General features: G+C 71.3%; 28 protein-coding genes. 12 read left to right on the top strand and 16 right to left on the bottom strand.

Going from position 1 to position 25,642, the window contains the following annotated elements:
• Positions 1–51: 51 nt before the first annotated feature.
• Complete coding sequence (locus tag BN6_RS08485) at positions 52–1,263, bottom strand: MFS transporter (protein ID WP_015099164.1); 1,212 nt, start codon at positions 1,261–1,263, stop codon at positions 52–54.
• On the bottom strand, positions 1,263–2,195 hold the full coding sequence (locus BN6_RS08480) for an alpha/beta hydrolase (RefSeq protein WP_041312301.1): 933 nt from the start codon (positions 2,193–2,195) through the stop codon (positions 1,263–1,265). Before BN6_RS08480 ends, BN6_RS08485 begins: the two co-directional genes overlap by 1 nt.
• 71 nt (positions 2,196–2,266) lie before the next feature.
• Between BN6_RS08480 and BN6_RS08475 the strand changes: the two genes are divergently transcribed.
• Both BN6_RS08475 and BN6_RS08470 read left to right on the top strand, forming a co-directional pair.
• On the top strand, positions 2,267–3,133 hold the full coding sequence (locus BN6_RS08475; protein WP_015099162.1) for a LysR family transcriptional regulator: 867 nt from the start codon (positions 2,267–2,269) through the stop codon (positions 3,131–3,133).
• Positions 3,130–4,401, top strand: coding sequence for a family 4 glycosyl hydrolase (locus tag BN6_RS08470; RefSeq protein WP_015099161.1), 1,272 nt, complete (start codon positions 3,130–3,132; stop codon positions 4,399–4,401). The genes BN6_RS08475 and BN6_RS08470 overlap by 4 nt, the downstream gene beginning before the upstream one ends.
• On the opposite strand, the gene BN6_RS08465 is transcribed toward BN6_RS08470, so the two are convergent.
• Genes BN6_RS08465 through BN6_RS08455 form a run of 3 tightly spaced genes read right to left on the bottom strand, consistent with a single transcriptional unit; the run spans position 4,389 to position 6,654 of the window.
• Complete coding sequence (locus BN6_RS08465; protein ID WP_015099160.1) at positions 4,389–5,021, bottom strand: endonuclease V; 633 nt, start codon at positions 5,019–5,021, stop codon at positions 4,389–4,391. The genes BN6_RS08470 and BN6_RS08465 overlap by 13 nt on opposite strands.
• Complete coding sequence (locus tag BN6_RS08460) at positions 5,018–5,953, bottom strand: DUF3500 domain-containing protein (protein ID WP_015099159.1); 936 nt, start codon at positions 5,951–5,953, stop codon at positions 5,018–5,020. Before BN6_RS08460 ends, BN6_RS08465 begins: the two co-directional genes overlap by 4 nt.
• Complete coding sequence (locus BN6_RS08455) at positions 5,953–6,654, bottom strand: heparin lyase I family protein (protein ID WP_148302776.1); 702 nt, start codon at positions 6,652–6,654, stop codon at positions 5,953–5,955. The genes BN6_RS08460 and BN6_RS08455 overlap by 1 nt, the downstream gene beginning before the upstream one ends.
• Positions 6,655–6,915: 261 nt before the next feature.
• Between BN6_RS08455 and BN6_RS08450 the strand changes: the two genes are divergently transcribed.
• The 4 genes from BN6_RS08450 to BN6_RS08435 all read left to right on the top strand — a co-directional run bounded on the left by BN6_RS08450 (position 6,916) and on the right by BN6_RS08435 (position 9,874).
• Entirely contained in the window at positions 6,916–8,109 is a 1,194-nt protein-coding gene (locus tag BN6_RS08450; protein ID WP_041316331.1) for an MFS transporter, read from the top strand.
• A gap of 208 nt (positions 8,110–8,317) precedes the next feature.
• Positions 8,318–8,530, top strand: a complete 213-nt coding sequence (locus BN6_RS42910) for an ArsR/SmtB family transcription factor (protein WP_158509353.1) — start codon at positions 8,318–8,320, stop codon at positions 8,528–8,530.
• A gap of 61 nt (positions 8,531–8,591) precedes the next feature.
• Positions 8,592–8,987: an SRPBCC domain-containing protein gene (locus tag BN6_RS43355; RefSeq protein ID WP_158509352.1), complete on the top strand. Its 396-nt coding sequence runs from the start codon at positions 8,592–8,594 to the stop codon at positions 8,985–8,987.
• A 92-nt stretch (positions 8,988–9,079) separates the two neighbouring features.
• Positions 9,080–9,874 carry an arylamine N-acetyltransferase family protein gene (locus BN6_RS08435; protein ID WP_015099155.1) on the top strand — a complete coding sequence of 265 codons (795 nt, stop codon included), beginning with the start codon at positions 9,080–9,082 and terminating at the stop codon, positions 9,872–9,874.
• Here BN6_RS08435 and BN6_RS08430 read toward each other — a convergent pair.
• Positions 9,858–10,520 (bottom strand): maleylpyruvate isomerase family mycothiol-dependent enzyme, encoded by a 663-nt coding sequence (locus BN6_RS08430; RefSeq protein WP_063641888.1) that lies wholly within the window; start codon positions 10,518–10,520, stop codon positions 9,858–9,860. The genes BN6_RS08435 and BN6_RS08430 overlap by 17 nt on opposite strands.
• A 98-nt stretch (positions 10,521–10,618) precedes the next feature.
• Here BN6_RS08430 and BN6_RS08425 point away from each other — a divergent pair, with 98 nt between their 5' ends.
• Complete coding sequence (locus BN6_RS08425; protein ID WP_015099153.1) at positions 10,619–11,146, top strand: CGNR zinc finger domain-containing protein; 528 nt, start codon at positions 10,619–10,621, stop codon at positions 11,144–11,146.
• Positions 11,147–11,180: 34 nt separating this feature from the next.
• On the opposite strand, the gene BN6_RS08420 is transcribed toward BN6_RS08425, so the two are convergent.
• The 8 genes from BN6_RS08420 to BN6_RS08385 all read right to left on the bottom strand — a co-directional run bounded on the left by BN6_RS08420 (position 11,181) and on the right by BN6_RS08385 (position 17,995).
• Positions 11,181–11,609: a CBS domain-containing protein gene (locus BN6_RS08420; RefSeq protein ID WP_015099152.1), complete on the bottom strand. Its 429-nt coding sequence runs from the start codon at positions 11,607–11,609 to the stop codon at positions 11,181–11,183.
• A gap of 339 nt (positions 11,610–11,948) precedes the next feature.
• A complete protein-coding gene (locus tag BN6_RS08415; RefSeq protein WP_041312295.1) occupies positions 11,949–12,206 on the bottom strand; it encodes a hypothetical protein in 258 nt (85 codons plus the stop codon).
• A 451-nt stretch (positions 12,207–12,657) separates the two neighbouring features.
• Positions 12,658–13,842 carry an MFS transporter gene (locus BN6_RS08410; protein WP_015099150.1) on the bottom strand — a complete coding sequence of 395 codons (1,185 nt, stop codon included), beginning with the start codon at positions 13,840–13,842 and terminating at the stop codon, positions 12,658–12,660.
• A 67-nt stretch (positions 13,843–13,909) separates the two neighbouring features.
• Positions 13,910–14,638 carry an EcsC family protein gene (locus BN6_RS08405; protein WP_015099149.1) on the bottom strand — a complete coding sequence of 243 codons (729 nt, stop codon included), beginning with the start codon at positions 14,636–14,638 and terminating at the stop codon, positions 13,910–13,912.
• A gap of 81 nt (positions 14,639–14,719) precedes the next feature.
• On the bottom strand, positions 14,720–15,577 hold the full coding sequence (locus tag BN6_RS08400; protein WP_015099148.1) for an amino acid ABC transporter permease: 858 nt from the start codon (positions 15,575–15,577) through the stop codon (positions 14,720–14,722).
• Positions 15,574–16,221 (bottom strand): amino acid ABC transporter permease, encoded by a 648-nt coding sequence (locus BN6_RS08395; protein WP_015099147.1) that lies wholly within the window; start codon positions 16,219–16,221, stop codon positions 15,574–15,576. Before BN6_RS08395 ends, BN6_RS08400 begins: the two co-directional genes overlap by 4 nt.
• Positions 16,222–16,314: 93 nt before the next feature.
• Positions 16,315–17,202 carry a glutamate ABC transporter substrate-binding protein gene (locus BN6_RS08390; protein ID WP_015099146.1) on the bottom strand — a complete coding sequence of 296 codons (888 nt, stop codon included), beginning with the start codon at positions 17,200–17,202 and terminating at the stop codon, positions 16,315–16,317.
• 64 nt (positions 17,203–17,266) lie between these two features.
• Positions 17,267–17,995 (bottom strand): amino acid ABC transporter ATP-binding protein, encoded by a 729-nt coding sequence (locus tag BN6_RS08385; protein WP_173430517.1) that lies wholly within the window; start codon positions 17,993–17,995, stop codon positions 17,267–17,269.
• A 160-nt stretch (positions 17,996–18,155) separates the two neighbouring features.
• Here BN6_RS08385 and BN6_RS08380 point away from each other — a divergent pair, with 160 nt between their 5' ends.
• Together BN6_RS08380 and BN6_RS08375 are read left to right on the top strand one after the other, a co-directional pair.
• Positions 18,156–18,833: a response regulator transcription factor gene (locus tag BN6_RS08380; RefSeq protein ID WP_015099144.1), complete on the top strand. Its 678-nt coding sequence runs from the start codon at positions 18,156–18,158 to the stop codon at positions 18,831–18,833.
• Entirely contained in the window at positions 18,834–20,216 is a 1,383-nt protein-coding gene (locus BN6_RS08375) for a sensor histidine kinase (RefSeq protein ID WP_015099143.1), read from the top strand.
• Here BN6_RS08375 and BN6_RS08370 read toward each other — a convergent pair.
• Positions 20,213–21,172 carry a TAXI family TRAP transporter solute-binding subunit gene (locus tag BN6_RS08370; protein WP_231905144.1) on the bottom strand — a complete coding sequence of 320 codons (960 nt, stop codon included), beginning with the start codon at positions 21,170–21,172 and terminating at the stop codon, positions 20,213–20,215. The two genes, BN6_RS08375 and BN6_RS08370, sit on opposite strands and share 4 nt — an antisense overlap.
• Positions 21,173–21,434: 262 nt before the next feature.
• On the opposite strand from BN6_RS08370, the gene miaB reads away from it, so the two are divergent.
• Together miaB and BN6_RS08360 are read left to right on the top strand one after the other, a co-directional pair.
• The gene (miaB, locus tag BN6_RS08365) at positions 21,435–22,919 is read left to right on the top strand and encodes a tRNA (N6-isopentenyl adenosine(37)-C2)-methylthiotransferase MiaB (RefSeq protein WP_015099141.1); all 1,485 of its coding nucleotides are present in this window, start codon (positions 21,435–21,437) and stop codon (positions 22,917–22,919) included.
• Positions 22,916–23,392, top strand: a complete 477-nt coding sequence (locus BN6_RS08360) for an Rv2732c family membrane protein (RefSeq protein ID WP_015099140.1) — start codon at positions 22,916–22,918, stop codon at positions 23,390–23,392. The genes miaB and BN6_RS08360 overlap by 4 nt, the downstream gene beginning before the upstream one ends.
• Positions 23,393–23,447: 55 nt before the next feature.
• On the opposite strand, the gene BN6_RS08355 is transcribed toward BN6_RS08360, so the two are convergent.
• On the bottom strand, positions 23,448–24,773 hold the full coding sequence (locus BN6_RS08355; protein WP_015099139.1) for a DUF349 domain-containing protein: 1,326 nt from the start codon (positions 24,771–24,773) through the stop codon (positions 23,448–23,450).
• A 184-nt stretch (positions 24,774–24,957) separates the two neighbouring features.
• Between BN6_RS08355 and BN6_RS08350 the strand changes: the two genes are divergently transcribed.
• On the top strand, positions 24,958–25,638 hold the full coding sequence (locus tag BN6_RS08350) for a class III extradiol ring-cleavage dioxygenase family protein (protein ID WP_015099138.1): 681 nt from the start codon (positions 24,958–24,960) through the stop codon (positions 25,636–25,638).
• Positions 25,639–25,642: the final 4 nt, after the last annotated feature.

The raw sequence follows: 25,642 nt of genomic DNA, 5'->3' as shown, positions 1-25,642 counted from the left end.
CCACCCCGCGAGACGTGTCAAGGGCCACCTGAGTCCACTGTGGACGATAGATCAAGACCCGCCGATCGGCCCTTGACCAGCACGGACTCCGTGTGCAGACTCGTCCGCCGGGCTGATGCGGGCACCGGCGCGCGGACCGACCCGGCCGGCCGCCAACGCGACGCCGAGCGCGCCCAGGGCCATCAGCGCGGCCACCCAGTTCGGCGCCGTGTAGCCGAATCCGGCGTCGATCGCGACGCCGCCGAGCCACGCGCCCGCCGCGTTGCCGAGGTTGAACGCGGCGATGTTGGCCGCCGAAGCGAGCGCGGGAGCGCCTTCGGCCTGTTGCAGCACCCGGGTTTGCAGCGGTGCCACGGTCGCGAAACCGACCACGCCGAGCAGCGCGATCGTCACGGCGCCCAACAGTTGGGACTGCGCGGTGAACACGAACGCCACTAGGACGACGACCAGCAGCGCCAGGATCGCGTAGAGGCTCGGCATCAGACTGCGGTCCGCGGCACGTCCGCCCAGCACGTTCCCGACACACAGGCCCGCCCCGAACAGCACGAGCAACCACGTCACCGCACCCGGTGAGAACCCGGCCACCTCGGTCATCATCGGCGCGATGTAGGTGAACGACGCGAACACCGCGCCGAAGCCCAGCGCCGTAGTGCCCAGCGCGAGCCACAGGCCCGGTCGGCGGAACACCTCCAGTTCGCCGCGCAAGCCGTCCGACGCGGGCTGCGGCGGCACCAGCGCGATGATCCCGATCAGGCCGAGGACCCCCAGCGCCGTCACGGCCCAGAACGTCGAACGCCAGCCGAACGACTGCCCGAGCGCGGTGCCCATCGGCACGCCGAGCACGTTCGCCACGGTAAGACCGGTGAACATCAGCGCGATAGCGCGCGCCCGCCGGTCCGGCGCGACCAGGCCGGACGCCACCACCGCGCCGACGCCGAAGAACGCGCCGTGGCACAGCGCGGCCACCACGCGGCCGATCATCAGCAGGGTGTAGTTGTCGGCCACCGCGCACAGGAGGTTGCCGAGGATGAACAGGGCCATCAGCCCGACGAGCAGCTTCTTGCGCGGCAACCGGGAGCCGCCGGCGGTGATCAGCGGCGCGCCGACCACGACGCTGAGCGCGTAGCCGGACACCAGCAGCCCGGCGGACGGGATCGACACGCCAAGATCGGCGGCGACCTGCGGCAACAGGCCGACGATCACGAACTCCGTGGTGCCGATGCCGAACGCGCCGATCGCCAGCGCGACGAGTGCGAGCGGCATCAGAGCTCTCCCAACCAGGTCGTGAGCTCGCCGAGCAAGATGCGCGGCTCGTCCACCAGCGCGTCCATCAGCACGAACGCGTGGACAGCGCCGTCGAAGTGCCTTACGTGCACCGGGACGCCCGCTGCGGCGAGCTTGTCGGCGTAACGCTCGCCGTCCGACCGCACGGGGTCGTGTTCGGCGAGCGCCACGAACGCGGGCGGCAGGTCGTGCAGCTCAGCCCGCAGCGGCGCGGCGAGCGCACACGGCTCCCTGTCGCCCAGGTACTGCGTCCAGAACCACCTCATGCCGTCGCGCTCCAGGCCGTACCCGGTCGCGTTGTCGACGTAAGACGGCGTGTCGAAGTCGGTGTCCAACGGCGGGTAGACCAACACTTGGAACGCGAGGCGCAGGCCGTTCTCACGGGCCTTGAGCGTCACGGCGGCGGCGAGGGTGCCGCCCGCGCTGTCACCGGCGACGCCGATCCGCGCGGGGTCCACGCCGAGTTCGCGGGCGTGGTCGAACAGCCAGGACGTGGCCGCGTAGCAGTCGTCCAACGGGATCGGGAACGGGTGTTCAGGCGCTTTCTGGTAGTTCACCGCGAGCACCACGTGCCCGGTCGTGGTGGCCAGCGCGCGCAGGAACACGTCGTACACGTCGAGGTTGCCGACCACGAACCCGCTGCCGTGCAGGAACACGATCGCGGGGAACGGGCCATCGCCGAACGGACCTTGGTCGGACGGGCTGTCGCCGAGGGGCCGGTAGACGCGGCCGGGCAGGTCGGCGGTGGGGCCGGGCACGTACAGGTGCTCGACCAGGGCCGGCGTCGGCTCGCTTTGGAAAGCCTTCATACCCAGGAAGGTTCGCCGCGCGTCGTGGACGGTCGGCTCCTCCGCGGACGGCGCTCCGGCGGTCTTCTCCAGAGCGACGCGGGCTTGGTCGTTCAATGCCATGGACCGATCATCCGACGGGTGACACCCATAAGTCCAAGGCATGTTCTCTACCTTTGCCATAAACTCATGTCATGACGCTGCGGCAGTTCGAGTACCTGGTCACCGTCGTGGACGAAGGGTCCTTCACCCGCGCCGCTGAACTGTTGCACGTCACGCAACCCGCGCTCTCGCACCAGATCCGGGCGCTGGAGCGATCCGTGGGCACTCCCCTGCTCGACCGGCTGCCGCGTGCCGTGCGGCTCACCCCGGCAGGACGTGCGTGGCTGCCGTTCGCACGCTCGGCCCTCGCCGACGCGGAACGCGCTGCGACCGCCGCCCGGCGCGTAGGCGGCCTGGAGTGCGGCGAACTCGCCGTGGCGACGGTGTACTCGTTGACGCTCGGCGCGCTGCCGCCCGTGCTGCGCAAGTGGCGCGCGCTGCACCCGGACGTGCGCATCCGGCTGTTCGAGCACCGGCACGCCGACGAGCTGCGCGAGGCCATGACGCGAGGCCAGGCGGACGTGGCGGTCGGGCCGAGGCCGGTGGAGTGGTCCGGGTACTGCCACTACCTGGGCGGGGAGGAGTTCGTGCTGGTCCTGCCGCCGGGAACGGCCCACGACGGGCCGGTGGACCTGCGGTCGTTCGCCGACCAGGGCTGGGTGCTGCCCGCGCCGGGCAACGGGCTGGCGGACTTCGTGGACGCGGCGTGCCGGGAGCGCGGGTTCCAGCCGTGGGCGGCGGTGCGGACCGAGCAGACCGCGTCCGTGCCGGTGCTGGCGGCGGCGGGGCTGGGGCCCGCGCTGGTGCCGCGCAACGTGCTGCCGGAGACGTTCGACGGGGTCGTGGTGCGGCCGGACCCGCCGGTGCGGCGCGAACTGGCCGCGTTCGGCCCCAAAGAGCCCGATCCGCTGACGTCGGCCTTCATCGGGCTGCTGGAACAGGCAGGATGGGACGCATGAGGCTGGTCATCCTGGGCGGCGGCGGGTTCCGCGTGCCGCTGGTGCACCGGGCGCTGGTCGCCGCCGGGTGGGTCGACGAACTCGTCCTGCACGACGTCGACGCGACCCGCCTGGCGCGCATCCGGGCCGTGCTGGACGGCGGGCCGCGCACCACCGCCACCACCGACCTGGACGAGGCGTTGCGCGGCGCGGACTTCGTGTTCTCCGCGATCCGCGTCGGCGGGCTCGCCGGACGGGCCACCGACGAGGAGGTGGCGCACGCGCACGGCGTGCTGGGCCAGGAGACCGTCGGCGCGGGCGGCGTCGCGTACGGGCTGCGCACGGTCCCGGTGGCGCGCGACATCGCGCGCCGGATCGCCCGGCTGGCCCCCGAGGCGTGGGTGATCAACTTCACCAACCCCGCCGGTCTGATCACCGAGGCGATGGCGGAGCACCTCGGGCCGAGGGTGATCGGCATCTGCGACTCACCGGTCGGGCTGTGCCGGCGGGTCGCCCACGCACTCGGCGTCACGGGCGACGGTGTCACGGGTGACGGCGTGACGGGTGACGGCGTGACGGGTGAGGGCGTGACGTTCGACTACGCCGGGTTGAACCACCTCGGCTGGCTGCAAGGGGTTCGGCGGGGCGGCGAGGACCTGCTGCCGGGGTTGTTGGCCGACTCCGAGGCGTTGCTGTCGTTCGAAGAAGGCCGGTTGTTCGGCGTGGAGTTTCTGCAGGCGTTGGGTGTCGTGCCCAACGAGTACCTGCACTACTACTACGACACGCGGGACGCCTTGGGCGACGACCGCGGCGGGTTCCTGCTGCGCCAGCAGAAGCGGTTCTACCAGGGCGAAGTCGACTGGGAGACCACCCGGCTGGAGCGCGAGGCGACCTACATGAAGCAGGAGCGCGACTCGCTGGAGGGCGGCGGGTACGAGCACGTGGCGCTGGACCTCATGCAAGCCATCGCGTCGAAGGAGACCGCCCGGCTGATCCTCAACGTCCGCAACGGTTCCACCCTGTCCACTGTGGATTCCGATGCGGTGGTGGAGGTGCCGTGCGAGGTCGACGCCGGCGGCGCGCGCCCGCTGCCGGTCAGCCCGCTGCCCGACCACGCCGCCGGGCTGGTCACGTCGGTGAAAGCCGTCGACCGGCTGGTGCTGGAGGGCACCAGGGCGGCCGCGCTGAAGGCGTTCGCCCTGCACCCCCTGGTCGACTCGGTCGGCACCGCGAAAAGCCTGCTGGACACCTACATCCAGCGGCACCCGGGGTTGGCCTACCTGAGCTGAGCACGCCCCAGCGCGTCCGAACGGCGAGTCGTCTCCGGCAGTCGCACGACGCACAGGCGCAGCACCTCCGCACACGCGCGGTCCAGGTCGATCTTGTGCCCCACCGACACGAACACCGGCTTGACCCCCTCACGGGTGCGCAGCGCGCGCCCGACGACCTCGCCGTCCTCCACCAGGTCGGTGACCGAGCCACGTTCCTCGGACGGCTGCTCGAACCGGCCCATCGGCGTCTTCGCCACCCCGACGCTCGGCAGGTCGGTCACCACGCCCAGGTGGCACGCCAGACCGAACCGCCGGGGGTGCGCCAGTCCCTGCCCGTCGCACACCAGCAGGTCCGGTGTGACGGACAGCTTCTCCAGCGCGCGGACCAGCGGCGGCAGCTCGCGGAACGCGAACAGCCCCGGCAGGTAGGGGAAGTCGGCGGTGCCCAGGACGACGGCCGTGTCGACCGTGTACAGCGTCTCGACGTCCAGCACGACCACCGCGCCGGCCAGCCGGTCGTCGTCGGCGTAGGACACGTCGAGCCCGGCGACGTACCTGACGTTCAGGTCCGGATCGGCCCACGGCCGCACCAGCGGGCGCAACCGCTCCTGCTCGGCGATCGCCTCCTCGGGGGTCACCGGTGTCTCACCGCGCTGCGGTGCGCGGCGATCAGGTCCTCGCCGAAATCACCCGATCGCCTGCGCCACACGGAATGCGCGTGGTTGGCGTCGTTCGCGGTGTTGTCGTACTCGATCAGCAACTCCGGCCCCTGGATGCGGTAGTAGTGGCCCTCGCCCCGGCGCGCCGAACCCTGCCACGAGAAGTGCAGCCGGTCGAGGTCGAGCTGGTCGAACTCGTCGTCGGCGAGGTCGCTGTGCAGGCGGTCCAGGTAGCAGCGGACCAGGCCGACCAGCAGGCCCCGGGACGCGCGGTCGAGCTGCGCGGGCGTCACGCCCTGCGGCTCGATGTCGCCGACCGCCGGCTGGTTGCCGGTCAGCAGGTCCGGCGGCGGTCGGTCACCGACCACGGCCAGACCGCGCGCCGTGCGCCCCATCCGGTCCAGCAGCTCCCGTGCCAGCTCCTCCTCCAGGCGCAACGGCTGCACGACCGTCCGGCACCGGTAGGTGACGCGCGCGGGGTTCGCGCCGAGGAAGAACGGGGTCGCCGCGATGCGGCCGTCGACCACCACCACGCTGATCGACAGGTGGTGGCCCTCGAACCGCCAGCCCCACGGGTCGTCGCCGGGCTCGCCGAGCAGGACGGTGCAGTAGTCGCCCTGGTGGCGGTCGCGCCGGCCGCCCTCCCGGTCGTCCAGCACGTCTTCCAACGCCATCACGGACGCCACCTGCGCGTACGTGTGCGGGCTGAGCACGCACGACAGCAGGCGGTGCACGGCCTTGCGCTGGTCGCGGCGGAGGTCGCCGAGCACGACACCGGGACGTGGACCGGGCGTGTACGCCCAACTCCGGCGGAGCTCGTCGTCGGTGGCGGCACGGAACGCGGCCACGCGCTGGCGTTCGTCCAGCAGGTCGATCACGCCGCGCGTGGCCTCGATGATCTCGTGCAGCATCACTCGAACTTATATGCCTTCAGGTTGCGCAGCAGCAGGTAGCAGTTCTGGAGCGCGCCGGAGGTGTCGCCGAGTGACCGGTAGATGCCCCACTTCGGGCGCAGGCGGTCGCCCAGCCACGTGTCGACGCCCGATTTCGCCTGGTCGAGGACGGTCTTGCCGTCGTTGCGGAGGATCCAGCGGACGCGACCGGCGGTGCCGTCGCCGATCTTGATCTCGACCTCGGTGTCGAGCCACCGGTTGTGCAGCGGGGCCAGGTCGGTCGCGCCGACCAGGACGTTGCCCTCGACCACCTTGAACTCGATGCGCTGGGTGCCACCCGTGCGGCGCAACGACATGACCGTGACCGGCAGCGAGCCCAGACCGGGCATCTTGGTCTGCATGACGTGGGTGAACGTGGTGGTCGCCTTGAGGCTGGACGGGATGAACATCGAGTAGGTGAACCGCCACGTCTCGCCCTCGCGCAGGACGACGTTGCCGCCGTCGGACCGCATGCCGGCGACCTCGTTGCGCTGCCGGTCGGTCGACGTGTCGCGGTCGCGGGTGTGCATGTCGAACCGGTAGTCCGATCCGCGCACGGTGATGTGCTCGACGCCGGGGTGTGAGCCGGCGCGGTCGTCCTCGACGTTCTCGAACGCGTCGAGGCCCTGGTCGGACGCCTGCGGACTCCAGCGCAGACGCCACGCGGCGGCAGCGGACACGCCACCTCCGGCCACTATCAGCGGCACGGCGGCCGCGCCCGCCAAGACCGTGCGACGGGACAGATCCCTGCCACGCGTCGACTCCGGTGGGCGGTTGGCAGGTGCTGGGTTGGTACGGGCCAGTTCCACGTTCGCGCTCCTAACGTGTCGCGAGAGGTCTCGCGTCCGGGGCACGGCGGCGGATTCGGCAAGAGCTTTACCAATCGAATGACACCATTCCCGCCCGTGGGCTGTCAACGCCGGGGGATCATCACCCATGTGATGTTCGCTCGGTTCTGGACGGCCGACGCCGTGTCGATGCTCGGCACGCACGTGACGACCCTGGCGCTCGGCATCCTGGCCATGGACCAGCTCGGGGCCGGCGCCGCCGACCTCGGCGTGCTCAGCGCCGCGCAGTGGCTGCCGTACCTGCTGTTCGGCCTGCTGGCCGGGGTGCTCGCGGACCGCCGGCGGCGGCGGCCGATCCTGATCGGCGCGGACGTGGCGCGGGCCGCGGTGCTGGCGCTGATCCCGACGTTGCACGCGCTGGGCGCGCTCACGCTGCCCGTCCTGACCGGGCTGGTCGCGGTGTTCGGGACGCTGTCACTGCTGTACGACGCCGCGCACCAGTCGTTCCTGCCCCGACTCGTCCCGCCCGAACGCCTGATCACCGCGAACGCCCGGATGGAGCAGACCCGCGCGGTCACCCAGACCGCCGGTCCGCTGGTCGCGGGCTGGCTGGTCAAGGCGGTCGGCGCGCCCTTCGCGATCGTCCTGGACGCGGTGTCGTACGTGGTGTCGGCGCTGGTCCTGGCGACCATCCGAGTCCCGGAAACCGTGCCCACCCCCGAAACCCGCAACCTCAAGCGCGAAATCCGCGACGGCCTGACGTGGGTCTACCGCCACCCCGTCCTGGCGCCGCTCGCGCTCACGTCACACGTGTGGTTCCTGTTCAACAGCATGGTCACCCCGGTGTTCGCGTTCTTCGTGCACAAGGAACTCGGCTTCGACGAGTTCGAACTCAGCCTCACCTTCGCCGCCGCCGGCGTGGGCACGGTCCTCGGCGCGTCGCTCTCCACCACCGGCACCACCCGCCTGGGCGCCGGCCCGGTCATCGTCCTCGGCCGCTGGCTGACCCCGGCCGCGTTCGCCCTGATCCCGTTCGCCGACGCGACCCCCACCGGCCTGGCGATCCTGGCCGCCGCCCAGTTCACGTGGGGCTTCGGCGTGGGCATCGACAGCCCACCCGAGATGGGCTACCGCCAAGCCATCACCCCGGACCACCTGCAAGGCCGGATGAACTCCACGATCCGCTCCCTGAACCGCGGCATGATCGTGATCGGGGCCCCCGTGGGCGGCCTCATCGCCCACCACGCGGGCCCGCGCACGGCCGTCTGGGTCGGCGTCACGGGCCTGGTGGTCCAAGCGGTGGCCGTGACCTGCTCACCGGTCCGCCGGGCACGCATACCCCAGTAGCTCCGCGCTCGCCGCGCACCCCGCGACACTCGCCGCCGTGCCTCCTTCCTCATTCCTCGGCAACGAAATTACTGGCCGGTATGTGCCCGTTCAGCAGGCGTTTCACTACCAGGAGTGACGTTTGAACGGGACGGCGAACTTGTGACAACCGGTGGCCGTGGTGGTCGCATGGGATTTGAGTGGCACCGGGCGTGTGGGTGGAGGAGCGGTGGATGTGTTGCGGACCGGGCCGCGGACTACGGGTGAGGTGGTCAAGGCGTTGACGGTGGATCGGCACGTGGTGGTGCAGCACCTCCGCGTCCTGCGTGATGCCGAGCTGGTGCTGGTCGAACCGCGCGGCCGGCAGCGGGTCAACCACCTCAACCGCGTGCCCATCCAGCAGATCCACCGGCGGTGGGTCGCGGAGTTCGAGCAGCCCTGAGCGGCCGCTCTCGTGGGGCTCAAGGACACCGTCGAACGTGCTCACGAGAAGAAGGAGGACGTTGGCTGGACGGGAGCTCCTGCACAGCGTCGTGATCGCCGCGCCCATCGGCGCGGTCTGGGCCGAGTTGACCAAGCTCGACGGCAAGCAGCGCGCCATGATGGATGCCGTGCTCGACTCCGACCTCCGGGCCGGCGCGCCGCTCTACTACCGGCCCGCGGACGGGACGCGGGTGTTCGTCGTCGGGCGGGTGGTGGAGGTCGACCCACCTCGGCCGTTGTCGCACACCCAGCGCCGCACCATGCGCGACGACCCGTGGACGCTGGTCACGTGGGAGCTCAGCGAGGTCGCCGGCGGCACGCGGGTGACGGCACGTAGAAGGCGGTCCTGGCCGCGCTCAAGCAGGTCCTGGAAACCGGTGACGTCGGCACCGCGCTCAAGGTCCAGTACGCGCTGATGCGCGCGTTCAGGTGGGCGATGCCCGCCGGCACCAAGGCCGAGAACGTCCCGGAGCCGCCCGCGGTCGCGACCGGGTGACATGCTGGAGCGGTGTGGAACGGTGAACTCCTCGACCTCGACGCCTACCTGACGCGCGTCGGCTTCCGGCCCGACCCGGACGCCGACGCGATCACCACCCTGCGCGGCCTGCACCGCGCGCACCTCCGGTCGATCTCCTTCGAGAACGCGGACATCGTCCTGGGGGTGCCGATCACGCTGGACGTGCCGTCGCTCCAGGAAAAGATGGTGCGCCACCGCCGCGGCGGCTACTGCTACGAGCAGAACCTGCTGTTCGCGGCGGTGCTGGAACGGTTCGGGTTCGAGGTCACGGCGCTGGCCGCGCGTGTGCTGCTGGGCCGTGAGGGCGACCTTCCGCGCACGCACGCGTTGCTGCGGGTGGACCGCAAGTGGTTGGTGGACGTGGGTTTCGGCAACGGCGGTCTGTTGACGCCGCTGCCGCTGTTGCAGGACGCGTTCGAGCAGCAGGGCGACTGGGCGTTCCGGCTCGACCTGGATGACGCGCTCTGGACGTTGAGCTCGTACCAGGGCGGCGAGTGGCTCGCGTTGTACGACTTCACCGAGGACCCACGCACGCGTGCGGATTTCGAGATCCTCAGCTACTACCTGTCGACGCACCCGTCGAGCGCGTTCGTCGGCCGGCTGCTGGTGCAACGCACCGACGAGCACGCCCGTTACGCGATCGCCGACCACCGGCTGACGGTGGCCACTCCGGCGGAGGGGTCGCGCAAGCGCGTCCTGACGCCGGAGGAGCGGGCCACCGTGTTGCGGGATGATTTCGGGCTGGAGTTGCCTGCCGAGGTCGAGCGGCCTACGGCCACGGGTTGAGTTCGGGCGGTTCGCCGGTGAGCGCGTTCTTCGGTTCGCGGCCGGCGAGCCAGGTGATCAGGTCGTCGGGGTTTCCTTGCAGAGTCGAGGTTTCACCTGACCTAATGGTCCATTTGCGACTGTCTACTGTGGATACGAGTGTCAGCTGCACGCCGTCGGGCACGCGTGCGGACAGGAAGTCCACGGCGTGGTCGTGGAAGGCCGGTGACCATGCGATCGGTGCCAGGTCGAGGTCGGCGGTGTGGATCTCGACTTCCCGCCAGAGCGCGAAGGCCGTGTCGAGGAGAACGCCGTCGCGGTAGGCGACGGGCGTGTTCCAGTCGCGGACGCCGGCCCACGCGTCGGCCAGGCGTGCCTCGGCGGCCTTGATCGCCGCACGGTGCTCGGCGGCGGAATTCTTCGCTGCGGCTTCGATGGCGGCGTCACGCCCTGGTCGACCTCCGACGTACGGCTCGATCTTCGTGCCCTCGTTCTCGGCTTGGCGGGCCATGGCCTCGGTGACGTGCGCGAGGTGCGCCAGGACGTGCCCGCGCGTCCAGCCGGGCAGCACGGACGGCTCGGCGACCTGCGCGTCGGTCACCCCCTCTACGAGTGCGCCGAGGCGGCGGTGCGCGTCCAGTGCGGCGTCGACCACGGCGGCGGGCACGGTGTTGCTGTTCGCCACATCTCCCCCTAATGGGCTGCGGGACTTGAGCCGTTAGGAACTTAGCGGGAAGGGGGCCAGAAGTCCATTAGAATGAGGCCATGAGCCGGGCGTTGGAGTTCGCGAGCACGATCCGCCACAACGGCCACGGCGGACTCACCGACGAACTCGCGACCGTCGCCGACCTCGCGGCGTGGGCCGGCTTGGAGACGGCCACCGAGGAGCTGCGGCTGCGGGTGGTCGAGCTGCGCTGGGCGGTGCGCTCGCTGTTCGCGCACGCCGCGACCGCCGGCGAGCGGCTGGACACCCCGCACCTGATGCCGCTCGACGACGCGTTGCACCTGGTCAACAGCGCGTCGGCGCAGGTGCCCCGGGCGGCGTGGCTGGAGTGGGAGCCGCCGCGACTGCGCTACGTCGACCGCGCGACCGACGGTGAGCGGCTGCTGGCCGAGCTGGCGACGGCGGCGATCGAGTTCCTCGCCGGCGGCGAGCGCACGGACCTGCGCGCCTGCCCCGCGCCCCGGTGCATCCGGTACTTCGTGAAGGCGCACCCGCAGCAGCAGTGGTGCAAACCTTCGTGCGGCAACCGGGCCAGGGTCAGCCGGCACTACCACAAGGCGCGGGACTGACGGGGCACCCGGCGGGGCACCCCGTCAGTTCGGCTCAGCCCTGGGCGATGTAGGCGGTCAGCTGGTCCTGACCCTCTTCGAGCTGGCTGATCCGGCTCTTGACCACGTCTCCGATGCTGACGATGCCGACCAGGTCGCCGTCCGCGACGACCGGCACGTGCCGGATCCGGTGCTCGGTCATCAGCACGGTGAGGCTGTCCACCGAGTCCTTCGGCGAACAGGTGAACACCTCGGCGGTCATGATGTCGGCCACCGCCGCGGCCAGCAGGTCCGCGCCCCGGTCGTGCAGGCGGCGGACGACGTCGCGCTCGGACACGATCCCGGCGATGCCGGAGTCGGCCACGACGACCATCGCACCCACGTTGTGCTCCGCCAGCGCGGCTACCAGCTCCGCCACCGAGGCGTCCGCTCTGACCGTGGCGACGGCCGAGCCCTTGTTCCGCAACACGTCAGCGATCCTCATGTGGCGCCTCCCTGATCTCGACCAGATCCGGTGCTACCCAGGTCAGGCTAGTTCGCGGAAGCCCACAGCGGCAGGCCACCGGTCCGAATCGACCACATTTGCGCAGTTGACGCCCCCACGTCCGGAGCCCTGCGGCCGCGACCACGCACGGGGAGGGAGCGGGCGGACCCGAATGGCGCAACGCCTGCCACGTCCGGGGCGGAACCCGGGAACGACGAATGGCCGCCGGCGTCCCGGGGAACGGGACGCCGGCGGCACAGGGGAAAGCCGGCCGCGAGCGCGGGGAATTCGCGCACACCGGTGCCGCGTGATGTCACGGCAGCGGATTCGCGACGGGGTTCAGCCGCCGGTGCGGCGGAACACCCTGCGCCCGACGAAACTCGCCTGGTGCGGCCGGCCGGGCACCTTGTTCACGCCGCCGTTCTTGTCGGCGCGACCGCGACGTGCCGCGCGGTTCTGGGCGACGGGCTGCTCCGACTCGGACTGCTCCGGCTCGGGCAGTTCCGACTGGGACTGCCCGGACTGGGACTGCTCCGACTGGGACTGCTCGGCCTGGAGCTGCTCGTCGGCACCGGGGGTGTTCTTCTGGTCGCTCATCGCAAAGCCTCCTGAGTGTGGCGAAACCGCTGGTCAGCGACGTCGCTGGGCGTAGTGGCGCGGGGTGACGACGACGCGTCCGCCGCCGTGGCGGGGCTGCGTGGCGCCGTGGCCACGGCGAGCCCGCCGGTTGGTGGGCTGACCGTCGTCGGGTTGTCCAGTGCGCATGGTGGGCATACGACCGCCTCCTTGGTGCATTCGAGGCGTGCAAAGGCATACGACCCCGCTCCACGAACGAAAAGGGGTCGTCAAAGAGCCGCTAGGGCCACCAGGAGAAGAGCGCTCGGCACCGGCTCAACGGCCTGGTGCGGCGCGAAGGAGGAAAGGTCCTCAGGAGTAGATCTGGAAGAACATGACGCAGACGTTAGCGGGTCCGACCCGGAACTGCCAAGGTTTTTCTCCGGCGATCAAGGACACAGTCGAGTGAAGTGTCCTCTGTGGACAGCCGACCTCAGGCGGGCACGAGGTGCGCGGCGGTGCGCTGCGCCCAGCGGACGGCGGGCCCCATCGCCAGCGCGGCGGCGAGGAACAGCGCCCCGAGCACCAGCCACCCCGCCACTCCCCCGCCGAGCACCAGCGTGGTGAGCAGCAGCGGTCCGACGGTCCGCGCGACGGCCGTGCCCGTGCCGTAGAAGCCCTGGTACTGCCCTTGCCGGTCGGCCGGGGCGAGCCCGAAGCCGATCTCCCACGAGCCCGCGCCGTGCAGCATCTCGCCCACCACCTGCACCGCCGCCCCGGCGAGCAGCACGGCAACGGCGGGCCACGGCCCGGCGTCCGCCGACAGCGCGAACACCCCGCAGCTCGCCAGCAGCAGCACGCCGCCGCGCCGGACCGAGCGGACCGCCGTGGGCAGGTCGATCACCCCGCGCGCCAGCCGGACCTGGCCGAGCACCACGGCCCCGGTGTTGACCACGAACAGCAGCCCGACGACCCAGGTGGGCGCTCCGGTGCGCTCGACTATCCACAGTGGAACGACCAGGCTCAGCATCGGCATGTACAGCAGCAGCACCGCGTTCAGCAGTGCGACGAGCGCGTACGGCCGGTCCCGCAGCACGCCGGAGCGCTTCGGCCCGCCGACGACCGCCGCGGGCTCCGGCAGCCCTCGCAACACGACCGCCGCCACCAGGTACCCGATCGCGTCGACGGTGAACACCACGAGGTACGCCACGGGGGTGTCGAGGTGCAGGGCCACGCCGCCCAACCCCGCGCCGACGGCAAGACCGGCGTTGAGCACCGACTGGAGGACCGCGCGCACCTTCGTCCGCCGCGCGGGCTCGACCAGCCCGGCGAGCAGCGCCTGCCGCGCCGCCTGCAACCCGCTCTGCCCGCACGCGTACACGGCGGCCGCCGCCAGGAACGCCGGCAGCGACCGCACCACCAGGAAAGACGCCAGCGCGCTCGCGGTGACCACGGCCAGCGCCACCGCGAGCCGGCGCGGCCCGAACCGGTCCGCCAGGTGTCCCAGCGGCACCCCGGCCACCGCGCCGACCGCCCACGCGAGGGTCAGCGCGAGCCCGACCTGGGTGGGCGACAGTCCGACGACCCGGGTGAAGTACAGCGCGGACGCGACGTAGAACGCGCCGTCGCCCACCGAGTTGGCGGCCTGGGCGACCGCGAGCCGTGTCGTCGTTGCCACGGCGAGGACGCTACGAGCGCGATTGGCCCACCAGAAGGTCCAAGAGCGGGCCGGAAGTTCGGGCCAATCAGCCTTCGGCGTCGTACCGGACCTCGCCCACGATCTCGCCCTCCAGCACGTCGGGCTCGACCACGCGCCCGTCCACGACCTGTGGCCGGCCGGGCGGGGTGGCGAAGAAGCGGCGGGCGAAGCCGCCGACGGCCCGGGTCGTCACCGCGTCGAACGAGCCGCCGATCACGCCGCCGACCAGCGGCACGCTCTTGGCCAGCGTGATGCCGGCCTTGGCGGTGCCGTACTTGGCGACCAGGGTGAAGCCGACCCGCTTGTTGATCTCCCGGATGAGCTGCGCCGGGATGCGCTCGATCAGGTTCATGGTGAGCTTCGAGCCCGCCTGGATGCCCATCTTCTTGAGCACCTCGGTGCCGGCGTTGCCGAGCAGGCACACCAGGATCGCGGTGCGCACCTCGTCGCTCTCCAGGTCGTGCCCCTGGACGGCGGCGATGGACGCGATCAGGTGGGTCTGCACCAGGTACGCGGCGGCGACGTTCGCGGGCAGCGTCACCGGCAGGGTGATCAGGCCGCCGAGGTTGGTCGCGAAGCCCTGGATGCCCGCCGCGGTGACGTGCGTGCGGATCAGGCCGCGGATCGCCTCGTCCCGCGTCAGGCCCTGTTCGAGCAGGTCGGACGCCATCTGCTGGGCGCCCTTGAACGGGCCGAAGCCGTCGATGCCGACCCGCAGCAGGTGGTCGACCGCGCCTTGCTGCGCCTTCACCAGCGCGCCGGGTTCCTCCGCCATACCCGCGAGATTACGTGCCGCGCGGCGTCGGGGCGCGAAAAGGGGGGAGCCGGATCGGCTCCCCCTCTCCCCGTTCGGGTGCTACGCGTCGGCCCGGACGAGCGGTTCGGCGTCCTGGGCCGGCTTCACGGCCTTCTTGTTGCGCCGGTTGCGCTTCTCCAGCCACGACGCCAACCACGTGAGCAGCAGGCACATCGTGATGTACATGGCGCCGACGAACAGCGTCATCGGCACCAGCGGCCGGCCGAACTGGCCCTGCGCGCCGAGGTACTTCACGTAGTCCAGCAGCTCCTGGTAGGTGATGATGAAGCCGAGCGCGGTGTCCTTGAGCAGCACGACGAGCTGGCTGACGATGGTCGGCAGCATGACCCGCAGCGCCTGCGGCAGCAGCACGAACACCATCACCTGGGTCTTGCGCATCCCCAGCGCGTACGCGGCTTCGGCCTGCCCCTTCGGCAGCGACCGCACGCCGGCGCGGAAGATCTCGGCCAGCACCGAGCCGTTGTACAGCGTCAGGCCCGCCACCACGGCCATGAACGGCGTGGGCTTGAAGCCGAACGACGCCGCGCCGTAGTAGAACATGAAGATCAGGATCAGCAGCGGGATGGCGCGGAAGATCTCGACCAGGAACGTGGCCGGCACCCGCCAGACCGCGTGGTCCGACAGCCGCCCGGCCGCCAGGACCGCGCCGAGCAGCAGGGCCAGCACCGCGCCCGCGCCGAACGCCGAGAGCGTGTTGCCCAGCCGCTTGAGCAGCTCCAGCTGGACGTTCTCGTACTGGAGCCACTCCCACAGCCGCGGCTCGAACTGGCCGCTGTCGTAGAAGCGGTACGCGATGAAGGCGATCAGGGCGGCCACGCCGAGCACGCCCACCACGGCGAGGAGCCGGTGCCGCACCCGGGCCCGGGGGCCGGGGACGTCGAACAGGACGGAGCTCATCGGGCCACGCTCCAACGCTTCTCCAGTGCGCGCTGCACCAGGGTCAACGGGATCACCAGCAGGACGAAGAAGAACGCCACCCAGGACAGCCCGAGCAGCATGTCCTCGCCGTTCTCGGCCAGCACGTAGCTGATCGAGCCCGCGTCGCCCACCGAGAAGCCCGCGGCGATGGTGGTGTTCTTCAGCAACGCGATCAGGGTGCTCACCAGCGGCGGCACCACCGAGCGCATGGCCTGCGGCAGCACCACGCTGAACAGCATCTGGCCGAACGTCAGCCCCAGCGCGCGCGAGGCCTCCGCCTGCCCGACCGGCACCGTGTTGATGCCCGAGCGGATCACCTCGCAGATGAACGCCGAGGTGTACAGGGTCAGTGCCACGACCGCGCCCTGGAACGGGTCCAGCTTCACGATCTTGAGCAGCGGGAAGGCGAACACGAAGAAGAAGAACACCAGGGTCAGCGGGGTGTTGCGGACCAGGGTCACGTAGGTGGTGCCGGTCCAGCGGAACACCGGGACGGGGCTGACCCGCAGCATCGCCAGGACCGTGCCCAGCACCAGCGACCCGACCGCCGCGTACAGGAAGAGCTGGATGGTCGTGCCGAACGCCCGGAGGAACAGGTCGGAGTAGGTGGACAGGATGTTCATCGGACTTCCTCGCCGGAGGACGAAACGGGGGTGGCCGGCGACCCGCGCGGTCGCCGGCCACCGTCAGTGCTGATCAGTGGCGCCTGCTGCGGATCAGTAGCGCTCGATCACCGGCTTGGTCGCCGGGGAACCCGACTTGCCCAGCGTCGCGGCGTAGATCTTGTCCCAGTCGCCGCCGGTGAGCGCCTCTTCGAGGATGTCGTTCACCTTGTCGCGCAGCGGCTTGTCGTCCTTGGCCAGGCCGACGCCGTAGGGCTCGGTGGAGAACGGCTTGCCGACGACCTTGAACTTGTCGGTCTCCTCGGCCGCGTAGCCCTTGAGGATCGCGTCGTCGGTGGTCACCGCGTCGATCGAGCCCTCGGCGAGCTTGGCCACGCACTGGGAGTAGTTCTGGTACTCGGAGATGTTCTCCGGCTCCGTGTACCCCTTCTCCTTGACGTTCTTGATCGGGGTGGAGCCGGTGACCGAGCAGACCTTCTTGCCCTTGAGCGTCTCCGGACCGGTGATCGAGTTGTCGTCCTTGCGGACGAGCAGGTCCTGGCCCGCGGTGAAGTACGGGCCGGCGAAGCCGACCTTCTCCTTGCGGCCGGCGTTGATCGTGTACGTGCCGACGTAGTAGTCCACGTCGCCGTTGATCAGCGCCTGCTCACGCCCGGCGGACGCGATCGCCTTGTAGTCGATCTTGTCCTCGCCGTAGCCCAGCTTGGAGGCGATCAGCTTCGCGATCTCGATGTCGAAACCGCTGTACTTGTTCGTCGTGGCGTCCTTGAGGCCCAGGCCGGGCTGGTCCTCCTTGACGCCGATGACCACCTTGCCGCGCTTGGTGATGTTGTCGAACGTCTTCGAGCCCTCGACCTTGACGTCGGTGGCGACCTTCTGCGAGGGGGCCGGGGTCGACGCGCCGGGGCTCCCCTCCTTGCCGCAAGCGGTCAGGGCGAGGCCGCCTGCCAGCAGCACCACCGCAAGGGTGCGAACCCTCATCGTCTATCTCCTGCTCTTCTTCGGGGTCTGGCGGCGCCAGGCTCAGCGCCGCGGTCACGGGACTTCAGTGGGTCAGGATCTTGCCAAGGAAGTCCTTCGCGCGGTTCGACTTCGGCGCGGAGAAGAAGTCCTCCGGCGTCGAGTCCTCGACGATCTCGCCGTCGGCCATGAACACCACGCGGTCGGCGGCCTTGCGGGCGAAGCCCATCTCGTGGGTCACCACGAGCATGGTCATGCCCTCCTTGGCCAGCGTGGTCATCACGTCCAGCACCTCCTGGACCATCTCCGGGTCCAGTGCGGAGGTCGGCTCGTCGAACAGCATCACCTTGGGGCGCATCGCCAGGGCGCGGGCGATCGCCGCCCGCTGCTGCTGCCCGCCCGACAGCTGGGCCGGGTACTTCTCCGCCTGGTTGGCGATGCCGACCCGCTCCAGCAGCTCCATGGCCGTCTTGCGGGCGTCGGCCGCCGGGGTCTTGCGGACCTTCAGCGGAGCGAGCATCACGTTGTCGACGATGCTCTTGTGGGCGAACAGGTTGAACGACTGGAAGACCATCCCCACGTCCGCGCGCAGCCGGGCCAGGTCCTTGCCCTCGGCGGGCAGCGGCTGGCCGTCGACCTCGATGGTGCCCTTGTCGACGGGCTCCAGGCGGTTGATCGTGCGGCAGAGGGTGGACTTGCCCGAGCCCGACGGCCCGAGCACGACGACGACCTGGCCCTTCGGCACCTCCAGCGCGACGTCCTTGAGGACGTGCAGAGGCCCGAAGAACTTGTCCACGCCCGCCATCCGGATCATCGGCGGGGCAGGTGTGGGGGCGGTCATCAGATCCTCCAACAGGGTTCTCCAGCGATGGCGGAAACCTAGGTGTGCGTCACCACACCAGTCCAGGCGGTTGAGCAAGACTTAGGGTCTCAACTCTGTCACAGGCAGGCGACAATAACTCGGGAGGACGCCGGTGCGCGTGCTGTTGGTCGAAGACGACGACCGCGTCGCGGAAGCGCTGGTCCCGGCGCTGACGCGACGTGGTTTCACAGTAGACCGCCAAGCCACCGGTCGGGGGACGCTCGACCGGTTGGCGGGGGTCGACGTGGTGTTGCTGGACCTCGGTCTGCCGGACATGGACGGCGTCACCCTCTGCCGCAACATCCGGGCCGCCAGCGACGTCGCGATCATCGTCGTGTCGGCGCGCGGCGAGATCGACGACCGGATCCTCGGCCTGCACGCCGGCGCGGACGACTACCTGGTCAAGCCGTACGACGTCGGCGAGCTGGTGGCGCGGGTGCACGCGGTGCGGCGGCGGCGCGGCGACCCGGTCGGGGTCGGGGTCACCGGCACCGAGGTGTTCGAGGCGGCGGACGTGCGGGTCGACCTGGCCCGGCACGAGGTCACCGTCGCGGGTGAACCGGTGGCGCTGTCGCGCAAGGAGTTCCAGGTCCTCGCCCTGGTGATGGCCGCCGGTGGCGCGGTGTGCACCCGGGAGCGGATCCTGGCGGAGGTGTGGGGTCGCACGTGGGCCGGCGCGAACCGGACGCTGGACGTGCACGTGGCCACCCTGCGCACCAAACTGGGCCGGCCCGCGCTGCTGGAGACGGTGCGCGGGGTCGGCTACCGGCTGAGTTCGATCGGGGGCTAGGTGCGGTCACGGCTGCTGGGCATCGTGCTGACCCTCGTGGTCGTGGTGCTGGTCGGCATGGGCGTGCCGCTCGGGCGCGGGGTCGCGGCCACCGAGCAGCAGGAGATGTTCCTCGACCGGCTGACCGACACCGCGCGGTTCGCGTCGGTGGCGCAGCGGCCGCTGACCGACGACCAGCCGGCCGTGCTGGACCGCGAGCTGGCCCGCTACCAGGACCTCTACGGCATCCGGGTGGCGCTGCTGGACCGGTCCGGGAAGGTCGTGGCGGCGTCCGGGTCGGGCATCGACGTGACGTCGGAGCCGGTGTCGGACCAGGTCCGGGGCGCGCTCGCCGGGCGGCAGCCGGTCGCGCCCGCACTGCTCATGCCGTGGGACCGGGAGGACCTGGTGCTGGCCGAGCCGGTGCTGGTCGACGGTGAGGTGCGCGGCGCGGTCGTCACGTTCTCCCCGACGGTCAAGACCCGGACCGAGGTGATGTGGTGGTGGGTGCTGCTGCTCGTGGCGAGCCTGCTGGTGCTCGCGCTCGCGGTGCTGGCCGCGCTGCCGCTGGTGCGGTGGACGCTGCGGCCGGTGCGCCGGCTGGACGACGCGACCGGCGCGCTGCTGGGCGCGGTGGTGTCCGGCAAGCCGGTGCAGCCGGTCGGGTCGTCCTCCGGGCCGCCGGAGCTGCGGCAGCTGTCCCGCTCGTTCGACCAGATGGCGGCCAACGTCGGTGACGTGCTGGCCGCGCAGCGGGCGTTCGTCGCGGACGCGTCGCACCAGCTGCGCAACCCGCTGACCGCGCTCAAGCTGCGACTGTCCAACCTGGACGGTCACGTGACCGGGGACGGCGAGGTGCACCAGACCGCGGCGCTGGACGAGGCCGACCGGCTCAACCGCATCCTCGACGAGCTGCTGGCCATGGCGCGGGCCGGCTCGCCGTCGGTGGACCCGGTCGAGGTGGACGTGGACCGGGCGGTCGCCGGGCGGCTGTCGGCGTGGCAGCCGGCCGCCGCGGCGCGCTCGGTGCACCTGGTGCTCGACGGCGAGCCCGGCGGCCGGGTGCTGACCCCGCCGCGCGGGGTGGAGGCCGTGCTGGACGCGCTGCTGGACAACGCGCTGAAGTTCGCCCCGGAGGACACGCTGGTGCGGGTCGACGTGCGGCGGCGCGACGGCGTGGTGCTGCTGACGGTCGGCGACGAGGGGCCCGGGTTGTCGCCCGACGAGCTGGACCGGGCCACCGACCGGTTCTGGCGCTCCCCCGCCCACCAGAACATCCAGGGCTCCGGGCTGGGGCTGGCGATCGTGCGGCAGATCGTGGAGCGGGTGGCCGGCGAGGTGCGGCTGTCGCTGCCCGAGGGCGGCGGGCTGCGGGTCGCGGTGACCTTCCCCGCGGCGGGCTAGACCTTCACGTCCCGGTAGTAGCTCTTCGCGCCGGGGTGCAGCGGCAGCGGTGTGGTCTCGATCGCCGATCTGACCTCTATCGAGCGGGCCACCGGGCTGACCGCGACGAGTTCCGGTTGCGCCTGGAACAGCCCGCGCAGCAGCGCCGCCGCCACGTCCTCCGGCATCGCGTCGGTGACCAGCAGGAAGTTGCGCACGACCAGGGTGGTGATCGGCTTGGTCACCGGGCCGCCGGGCAGCTCGTAGGCCGAGGCGGGCAGCGTCGCCGAGCCGTACACCGGGTAGAGCCGGCGCAGGTTGGGCAGCACGTCGTCCAGGTCGAGCATCCGCAGCTTCACGGTGGTCGCGAGGGTCGTGACGCCGGTCGTGGGCACGCCGCCGGACCAGAAGAACGCGTCCAGCGCGCCGTCGCGCATCGCGTCCGTGGTCGCGTTCAGGTCGAGGTAGCGCGGTTGCAGGTCCTCGGTCGGCGAGATGTCGGCCGAGCGCAGCAGGCGTTCGGCGATCAGCTTCACGCCGGAGTCGCGCGCGCCCAGCGAGACCCGCTTGCCCTTGAGGTCGGCGAGCTTGGTCGCCGGGACGTCGTCGCGCACCGCCAGCTGGAGGTAGTCGTCGTGCATCCGGGCCAGCGCGTACAGGCGGTGGCCGGACGTGTCGGCCTGCGCCTCCTCCGCCGCGTCGGCGGCCGAGAACCCCACCTGGGCCTGGCCGGTGCGCAGCCGTTCGAGGTTGTCCACCGAACCCGCCGTCGCCACGACCTGGGGGCGCGGGATGCCCGGGTTGCGCGTCCAGGCGTCCGCCAGGGCGGTGCTCAGCTTGTAGTAGACGCCCGTGTCGCTGCCCGCCACCATCGTGAGCTTGACCTGGTCGAAGTCGTCACCGCACGCCGTCACCGACAGTGCGGCCAAAGCCAGCACGGCCCCGGCGGCGTGCACCCTGAACAGCGTTCCCGACACCGTCGCATCGTCGCACGTCCACCCGGCACGGCGGACCCGACCGAAGGATCGGGCCCGGTCAGGCGTGGTGCCCGCGGCGGTGGGCGAGGCGGTGTGAACGCAGCGCCTACCATGCTCGGTGGACACCAGAGCGTCATCCACGCACGGCGTGCGGCCGTCGGACCACCGCGCACCACGGAGTGACCTACCCAGTGGGCAGCAGCGATGACCTCATGGCGACCGTGGTCTCAACCGGCCACTGACCAGGGGATATGGTGACTACGTGAGCACGTTGCAGGTTCCGAGGACCTTCCAGATCCGCACGTTCGGGTGTCAGATGAACGTGCACGACTCCGAGCGCCTCGCCGGGATGCTCGAAGACGCGGGCTACACGCCCGTGGAAGGCGACGCGGCTCCCGACGTGGTGGTGTTCAACACCTGCGCGGTGCGGGAGAACGCGGACAACAAGCTGTACGGCACGCTCGGGCACCTCGCGCCGGCCAAGACCGCGAACCCGGACATACAGATCGCGGTGGGCGGCTGCCTCGCCCAGAAGGACCAGGGCGAGATCGTCAAGCGCGCGCCGTGGGTCGACGTCGTGTTCGGCACGCACAACATCGGGTCGCTGCCGGTGCTGCTGGAGCGCGCCCGGCACAACCGGGAAGCCCAGGTCGAGATCCTCGACGCGCTGGAGACGTTCCCGTCCACGCTGCCCGCGCGCCGCGACTCCGCCTACTCCGGGTGGGTGTCGGTGTCGGTCGGCTGCAACAACACCTGCACGTTCTGCATCGTGCCGTCGCTGCGCGGCAAGGAGAAGGACCGGCGGCCGGGCGAGGTGCTCGCCGAGGTCCAGGCGCTGGTGGACGAGGGCGTGCTGGAGGTGACGCTGCTCGGGCAGAACGTCAACTCCTACGGCGTCGAGTTCGGCGACCGCTTCGCGTTCGGCAAGCTGCTGCGCGCGGCCGGCGCGATCGACGGCCTGGAGCGGATCCGGTTCACCTCGCCGCACCCGAAGGACTTCACCGACGACGTGATCGCCGCGATGGCCGAGACGCCGAGCGTGTGCCACCAGCTGCACATGCCGCTGCAGTCCGGCTCGGACCGGCTGCTCAAGCAGATGCGCCGGTCCTACCGGTCGGCGAAGTACCTGTCGATCCTCGACAACGTGCGGCGCGCGATGCCCGACGCGGCCATCACCACCGACATCATCGTCGGCTTCCCCGGCGAGACCGAGGAGGACTTCCAGGCCACGCTCGACGTGGTGCGGGAGTCGAGGTTCTCCAGCGCGTTCACCTTCCAGTACTCCAAGCGCCCCGGCACGCCGGCCGCGGAGCTGCCCGACCAGCTGCCCAAGCAGGTCGTGCAGGAGCGCTACGACCGGCTGGTCACGCTGGTCAACGAACTCGCGTGGGAGCAGAACAAGCTCCAGGTCGGCCGGAAGGTCGAACTGCTGGTCGCGCACGGCGAGGGCCGCAAGGACGCCGAGACGCACCGGATGTCCGGCCGGGCCCGGGACGGCAGGCTGGTCCACTTCACGCCCGGCGGGGCGCGGATCCGCCCGGGTGACGTCGTGGAGACCGTGGTGACCTACGCCGCGCCGCACAACCTGATCGCAGACGGGGACGTCCTGTCCCACCGCCGCACCAAGGCGGGCGACCGCTCGGAGGCAGGTATCAAACCCAAGACGCCCGGGGTCACCCTCGGGCTCCCGAAGTTCGGCACCCCGGACCCCCTGCCGGCCGCGGTCGGCGGGTGCTCGGTCGGATGATGAGCGACGAGCGCGACGACATGGCCGGGCTGCGCGACGAGATCGACCAGGTGGGCCGCACGGCCGCCAAGCGCTTCGACCCGGGCCGGGGTGCGCTGACCATCGCGGTCGCGGTGCCGGCGATCCTGGTGTCGATGGTCCTGCCGTGGACCGGCGGCCACACCGGCCTGGACGTCCTGCTGGGCGAGGGGCGGGCGATCCCGAAGATCTTCTCCTGCGGGGCGCTGTTCGCGGGCGTGCTGCTGTCGGCGACGACCCTGGCCGTGCGCCGGTGGACGCTGGCGTGGATCACCTCGCTGGCCCTGTTCGCGGCCTCGATCAGCGGCGTCCTGTCGATCTGGATGACCCAGACCACCACCGGCCACAAGCCGGGCGAGGGCCCTGGAGTGGGCCTGGTCGTGGCCGTGATCGCCACCGTCCTGCTCTTGGTCAAGTGGCTCCAGATCGCCGCGTCACGGCCGCCGATCAACTGAAGAGCACAGCGAACAGCCCGGCCCCGCACCGCTCCAGGGGCCGGGCTGTTCCGGTCTAGCGGGAGGCCACGGCCTGTTCGGCCGCCGCGAGCCACTCACGCCACTGCTTGGCCTGGGCTTCGGCCTGTTCCGCGCGGCGCTTGTCGCCGGCCGAGCGGGCCTTCTCCGCCTGGGCCTCGAACTGCTCCACGCGCTCGCGGAACTGGGCCACCCGGGCCTCCGCCTCGGGGTCGGAGCGACGCCACTGGGCGTCGACCGCGCCGCGCACCCGCTCCTCGATGGAGCGCAGCTTGCCCTCCAGCTCGCGGACGCGCTCGCGCGGGACCTTGCCGATCGCGTCCCAGCGCTCCTGGATCTTGTAGAGCTGCTGGCGGGCGGTTTCCAGGTCGTGCGACGGGTCGATGTGCTCGGCCTCGGCGAGCAGTTCCTCCTTGAGCTTCGCGTTCGAGGAGAACTCCGCGTCGCGCTCCGAGAACGCCTCCGAGCGCTTGGCGAAGAACGCGTCCTGCGCGGCCCGGAAGCGCTGCCACAGGGCGTCGTCGGCCTCCTTGGGCGCCCGCCCGGCGGCCTTCCACTCGACCATCAGGTCCTTGTAGCGGCCGGCCGTGGGGCCCCAGTCGTCGGACTCGACGAGCTTCTCGGCCTCTTCCACCAGCTCCTGCTTGCGGCTCTTGGCGACGCCGCGCTGGCGGTCGAGGTCGGCGAAGTGCGAGCCCCGCCGCCGGTTGAACGCGTCGCGCGCCTTGGAGAACCGGCGCCAGAGCTGCTCGTCGGTCTTGCGGTCGACGCCCCGGATGGTCTTCCACTCGTCCAGGATCGTCCGCAGCCGGTCGCCCGCCGCCTTCCACTGGGTGGACTCGTTGGCCAGGACCTCGGCCTCCTCCACCAGCTGCAGCTTGCGCGCCCCGGCCTGCGCCCGCGCCTCGTCCTTGGCCGCCTTCGCCGCCTCCAGGCCCTCCTCGGCCTTGGCCAGCACGTGCTCGACCCGGGCGGCCAGCGCCGCCAGGTCACCGACCACGGCGGCCTCGGCCAGGCTCTCCTGGACGTGCTTCGCGCTGGTCAGCGCGTGCTTCGGGTCGCCGGCCCCGGACGAGAGCCGGGTGACCAGCAGCTCGACCTCGGTGCGCAGGTCGTCGAACCGGCGCGCGAAGTGCGCCAGTCCCTCGGCGGGCTCGCCCGCCTGCCAGGAACCGACGACCCGCTCCCCGTCGGCCGTCTTGACGTAGACGGTGCCGTCCGCGTCCACGCGCCCCCAGCGGTCAGGGTGGTCCGACGCCACGGGGACCGGCGGAGCCGTGCTGCTCTCCGCCCGGGTCTCCTCGACCACCGCCCCTGTACCACTGTCGCCAGTGGCTTCCGGTGTCGTCTCGTGCTCCGTCATCGCCGGCTTCCTCCTCGCCTGCCCACTTCGTGGTGCCCGTGCCGACCACGGGCGCCCCGCCGATGGCGGGGCCCAGCACCCGGGTACCGCGACTGTTCAGGCAGTGCCCAGTACCCCGCGCGCATTCAAACAGGTCAAGGCTCACATCGGTACTGGTGGTGGCCGATGAGTAGCGTGGGTTGCCATGATCTCGCGTGTCGCCGTGGTGCCGCACCCTCCCCTCCTCGTGCCGGAACTGGTCGCCGGAGCCGTCCCCGAAACCGCCTCCGTGCGGGCCGCGAGCCTTGCCGCGGCACGGGATCTCGCCGACCGCGACCGGGACTGGACGGCGGTCGCGGTCGACCCGTCCGGGCCCCGGACCTTGACCGACAGCGCCGGATCGTTCCGGGGATTCGGCGTGGACGTGCCGGTCTCGCTGTCCGCGCGGCCGTCCTCTGTGGATCCCTCGCTGCCGCTGCCCGCCCTGGTCGCGGGATGGCTGCGGGAACACGCCGGCGCGCGCTCGGTGCGCGTGCACCTCGTGCCGCCGGACCTGCCCTTGGCCGATTGCATCTCATTCGGGTCACAGTTGACGGGCAACGCGCTGCTCGTGCTCGGCGACGGGTCCCACCGGCACGGCGAACGGGCCGTGGGCCGCCCGGACGACCGCGCCGGGCCGTTCGACGAGGACGTGCGCGCGGCGCTCGCCGCGGCCGACGTGGCGGCGCTCAAAGCCCTCGACGCGGGCCTGGCGGACGAGCTGGGCGCGTCGGGGCGGGCGGCGTGGCAGGTGCTGGCGGGCGTGCCCGGCCCGTGGCGGTGCACCCGGTCGGAGTTCCTGGCCCCCTTCGGCGTCGGCTACCACGTGGCCGTCTGGGAGGCTTGACGCC

It is taken from the genome of Saccharothrix espanaensis DSM 44229, assembly GCF_000328705.1.
In the GTDB taxonomy this organism is placed as follows: Bacteria; Actinomycetota; Actinomycetes; order Mycobacteriales; family Pseudonocardiaceae; genus Actinosynnema; species Actinosynnema espanaense.
The sequence above is the reverse complement of the archived record's forward strand: the minus strand, read 5'-3'. Positions and strand labels throughout refer to the sequence as shown.

Coding starts and splice junctions, on each gene's coding strand:
- BN6_RS08470 (WP_015099161.1), top strand. CDS start 3,130: ATGAGGCTGGTCATCCTGGGCGGCGGCGGGTTCCGCGTGCCGCTGGTG.
- BN6_RS08420 (WP_015099152.1), bottom strand. CDS start 11,609: ATGAGGATCGCTGACGTGTTGCGGAACAAGGGCTCGGCCGTCGCCACG.
- BN6_RS08350 (WP_015099138.1), top strand. CDS start 24,958: ATGATCTCGCGTGTCGCCGTGGTGCCGCACCCTCCCCTCCTCGTGCCG.
- BN6_RS08475 (WP_015099162.1), top strand. CDS start 2,267: ATGACGCTGCGGCAGTTCGAGTACCTGGTCACCGTCGTGGACGAAGGG.
- BN6_RS08360 (WP_015099140.1), top strand. CDS start 22,916: ATGATGAGCGACGAGCGCGACGACATGGCCGGGCTGCGCGACGAGATC.
- BN6_RS08395 (WP_015099147.1), bottom strand. CDS start 16,221: ATGAACATCCTGTCCACCTACTCCGACCTGTTCCTCCGGGCGTTCGGC.
- BN6_RS08400 (WP_015099148.1), bottom strand. CDS start 15,577: ATGAGCTCCGTCCTGTTCGACGTCCCCGGCCCCCGGGCCCGGGTGCGG.
- BN6_RS08480 (WP_041312301.1), bottom strand. CDS start 2,195: ATGGCATTGAACGACCAAGCCCGCGTCGCTCTGGAGAAGACCGCCGGA.
- BN6_RS08385 (WP_173430517.1), bottom strand. CDS start 17,995: ATGATCCGGATGGCGGGCGTGGACAAGTTCTTCGGGCCTCTGCACGTC.
- BN6_RS08355 (WP_015099139.1), bottom strand. CDS start 24,773: ATGACGGAGCACGAGACGACACCGGAAGCCACTGGCGACAGTGGTACA.
- BN6_RS08405 (WP_015099149.1), bottom strand. CDS start 14,638: ATGGCGGAGGAACCCGGCGCGCTGGTGAAGGCGCAGCAAGGCGCGGTC.
- BN6_RS08485 (WP_015099164.1), bottom strand. CDS start 1,263: ATGCCGCTCGCACTCGTCGCGCTGGCGATCGGCGCGTTCGGCATCGGC.
- BN6_RS08450 (WP_041316331.1), top strand. CDS start 6,916: ATGTTCGCTCGGTTCTGGACGGCCGACGCCGTGTCGATGCTCGGCACG.
- BN6_RS08460 (WP_015099159.1), bottom strand. CDS start 5,953: ATGCTGCACGAGATCATCGAGGCCACGCGCGGCGTGATCGACCTGCTG.
- BN6_RS08415 (WP_041312295.1), bottom strand. CDS start 12,206: ATGAGCGACCAGAAGAACACCCCCGGTGCCGACGAGCAGCTCCAGGCC.
- BN6_RS08390 (WP_015099146.1), bottom strand. CDS start 17,202: ATGAGGGTTCGCACCCTTGCGGTGGTGCTGCTGGCAGGCGGCCTCGCC.
- BN6_RS08425 (WP_015099153.1), top strand. CDS start 10,619: ATGAGCCGGGCGTTGGAGTTCGCGAGCACGATCCGCCACAACGGCCAC.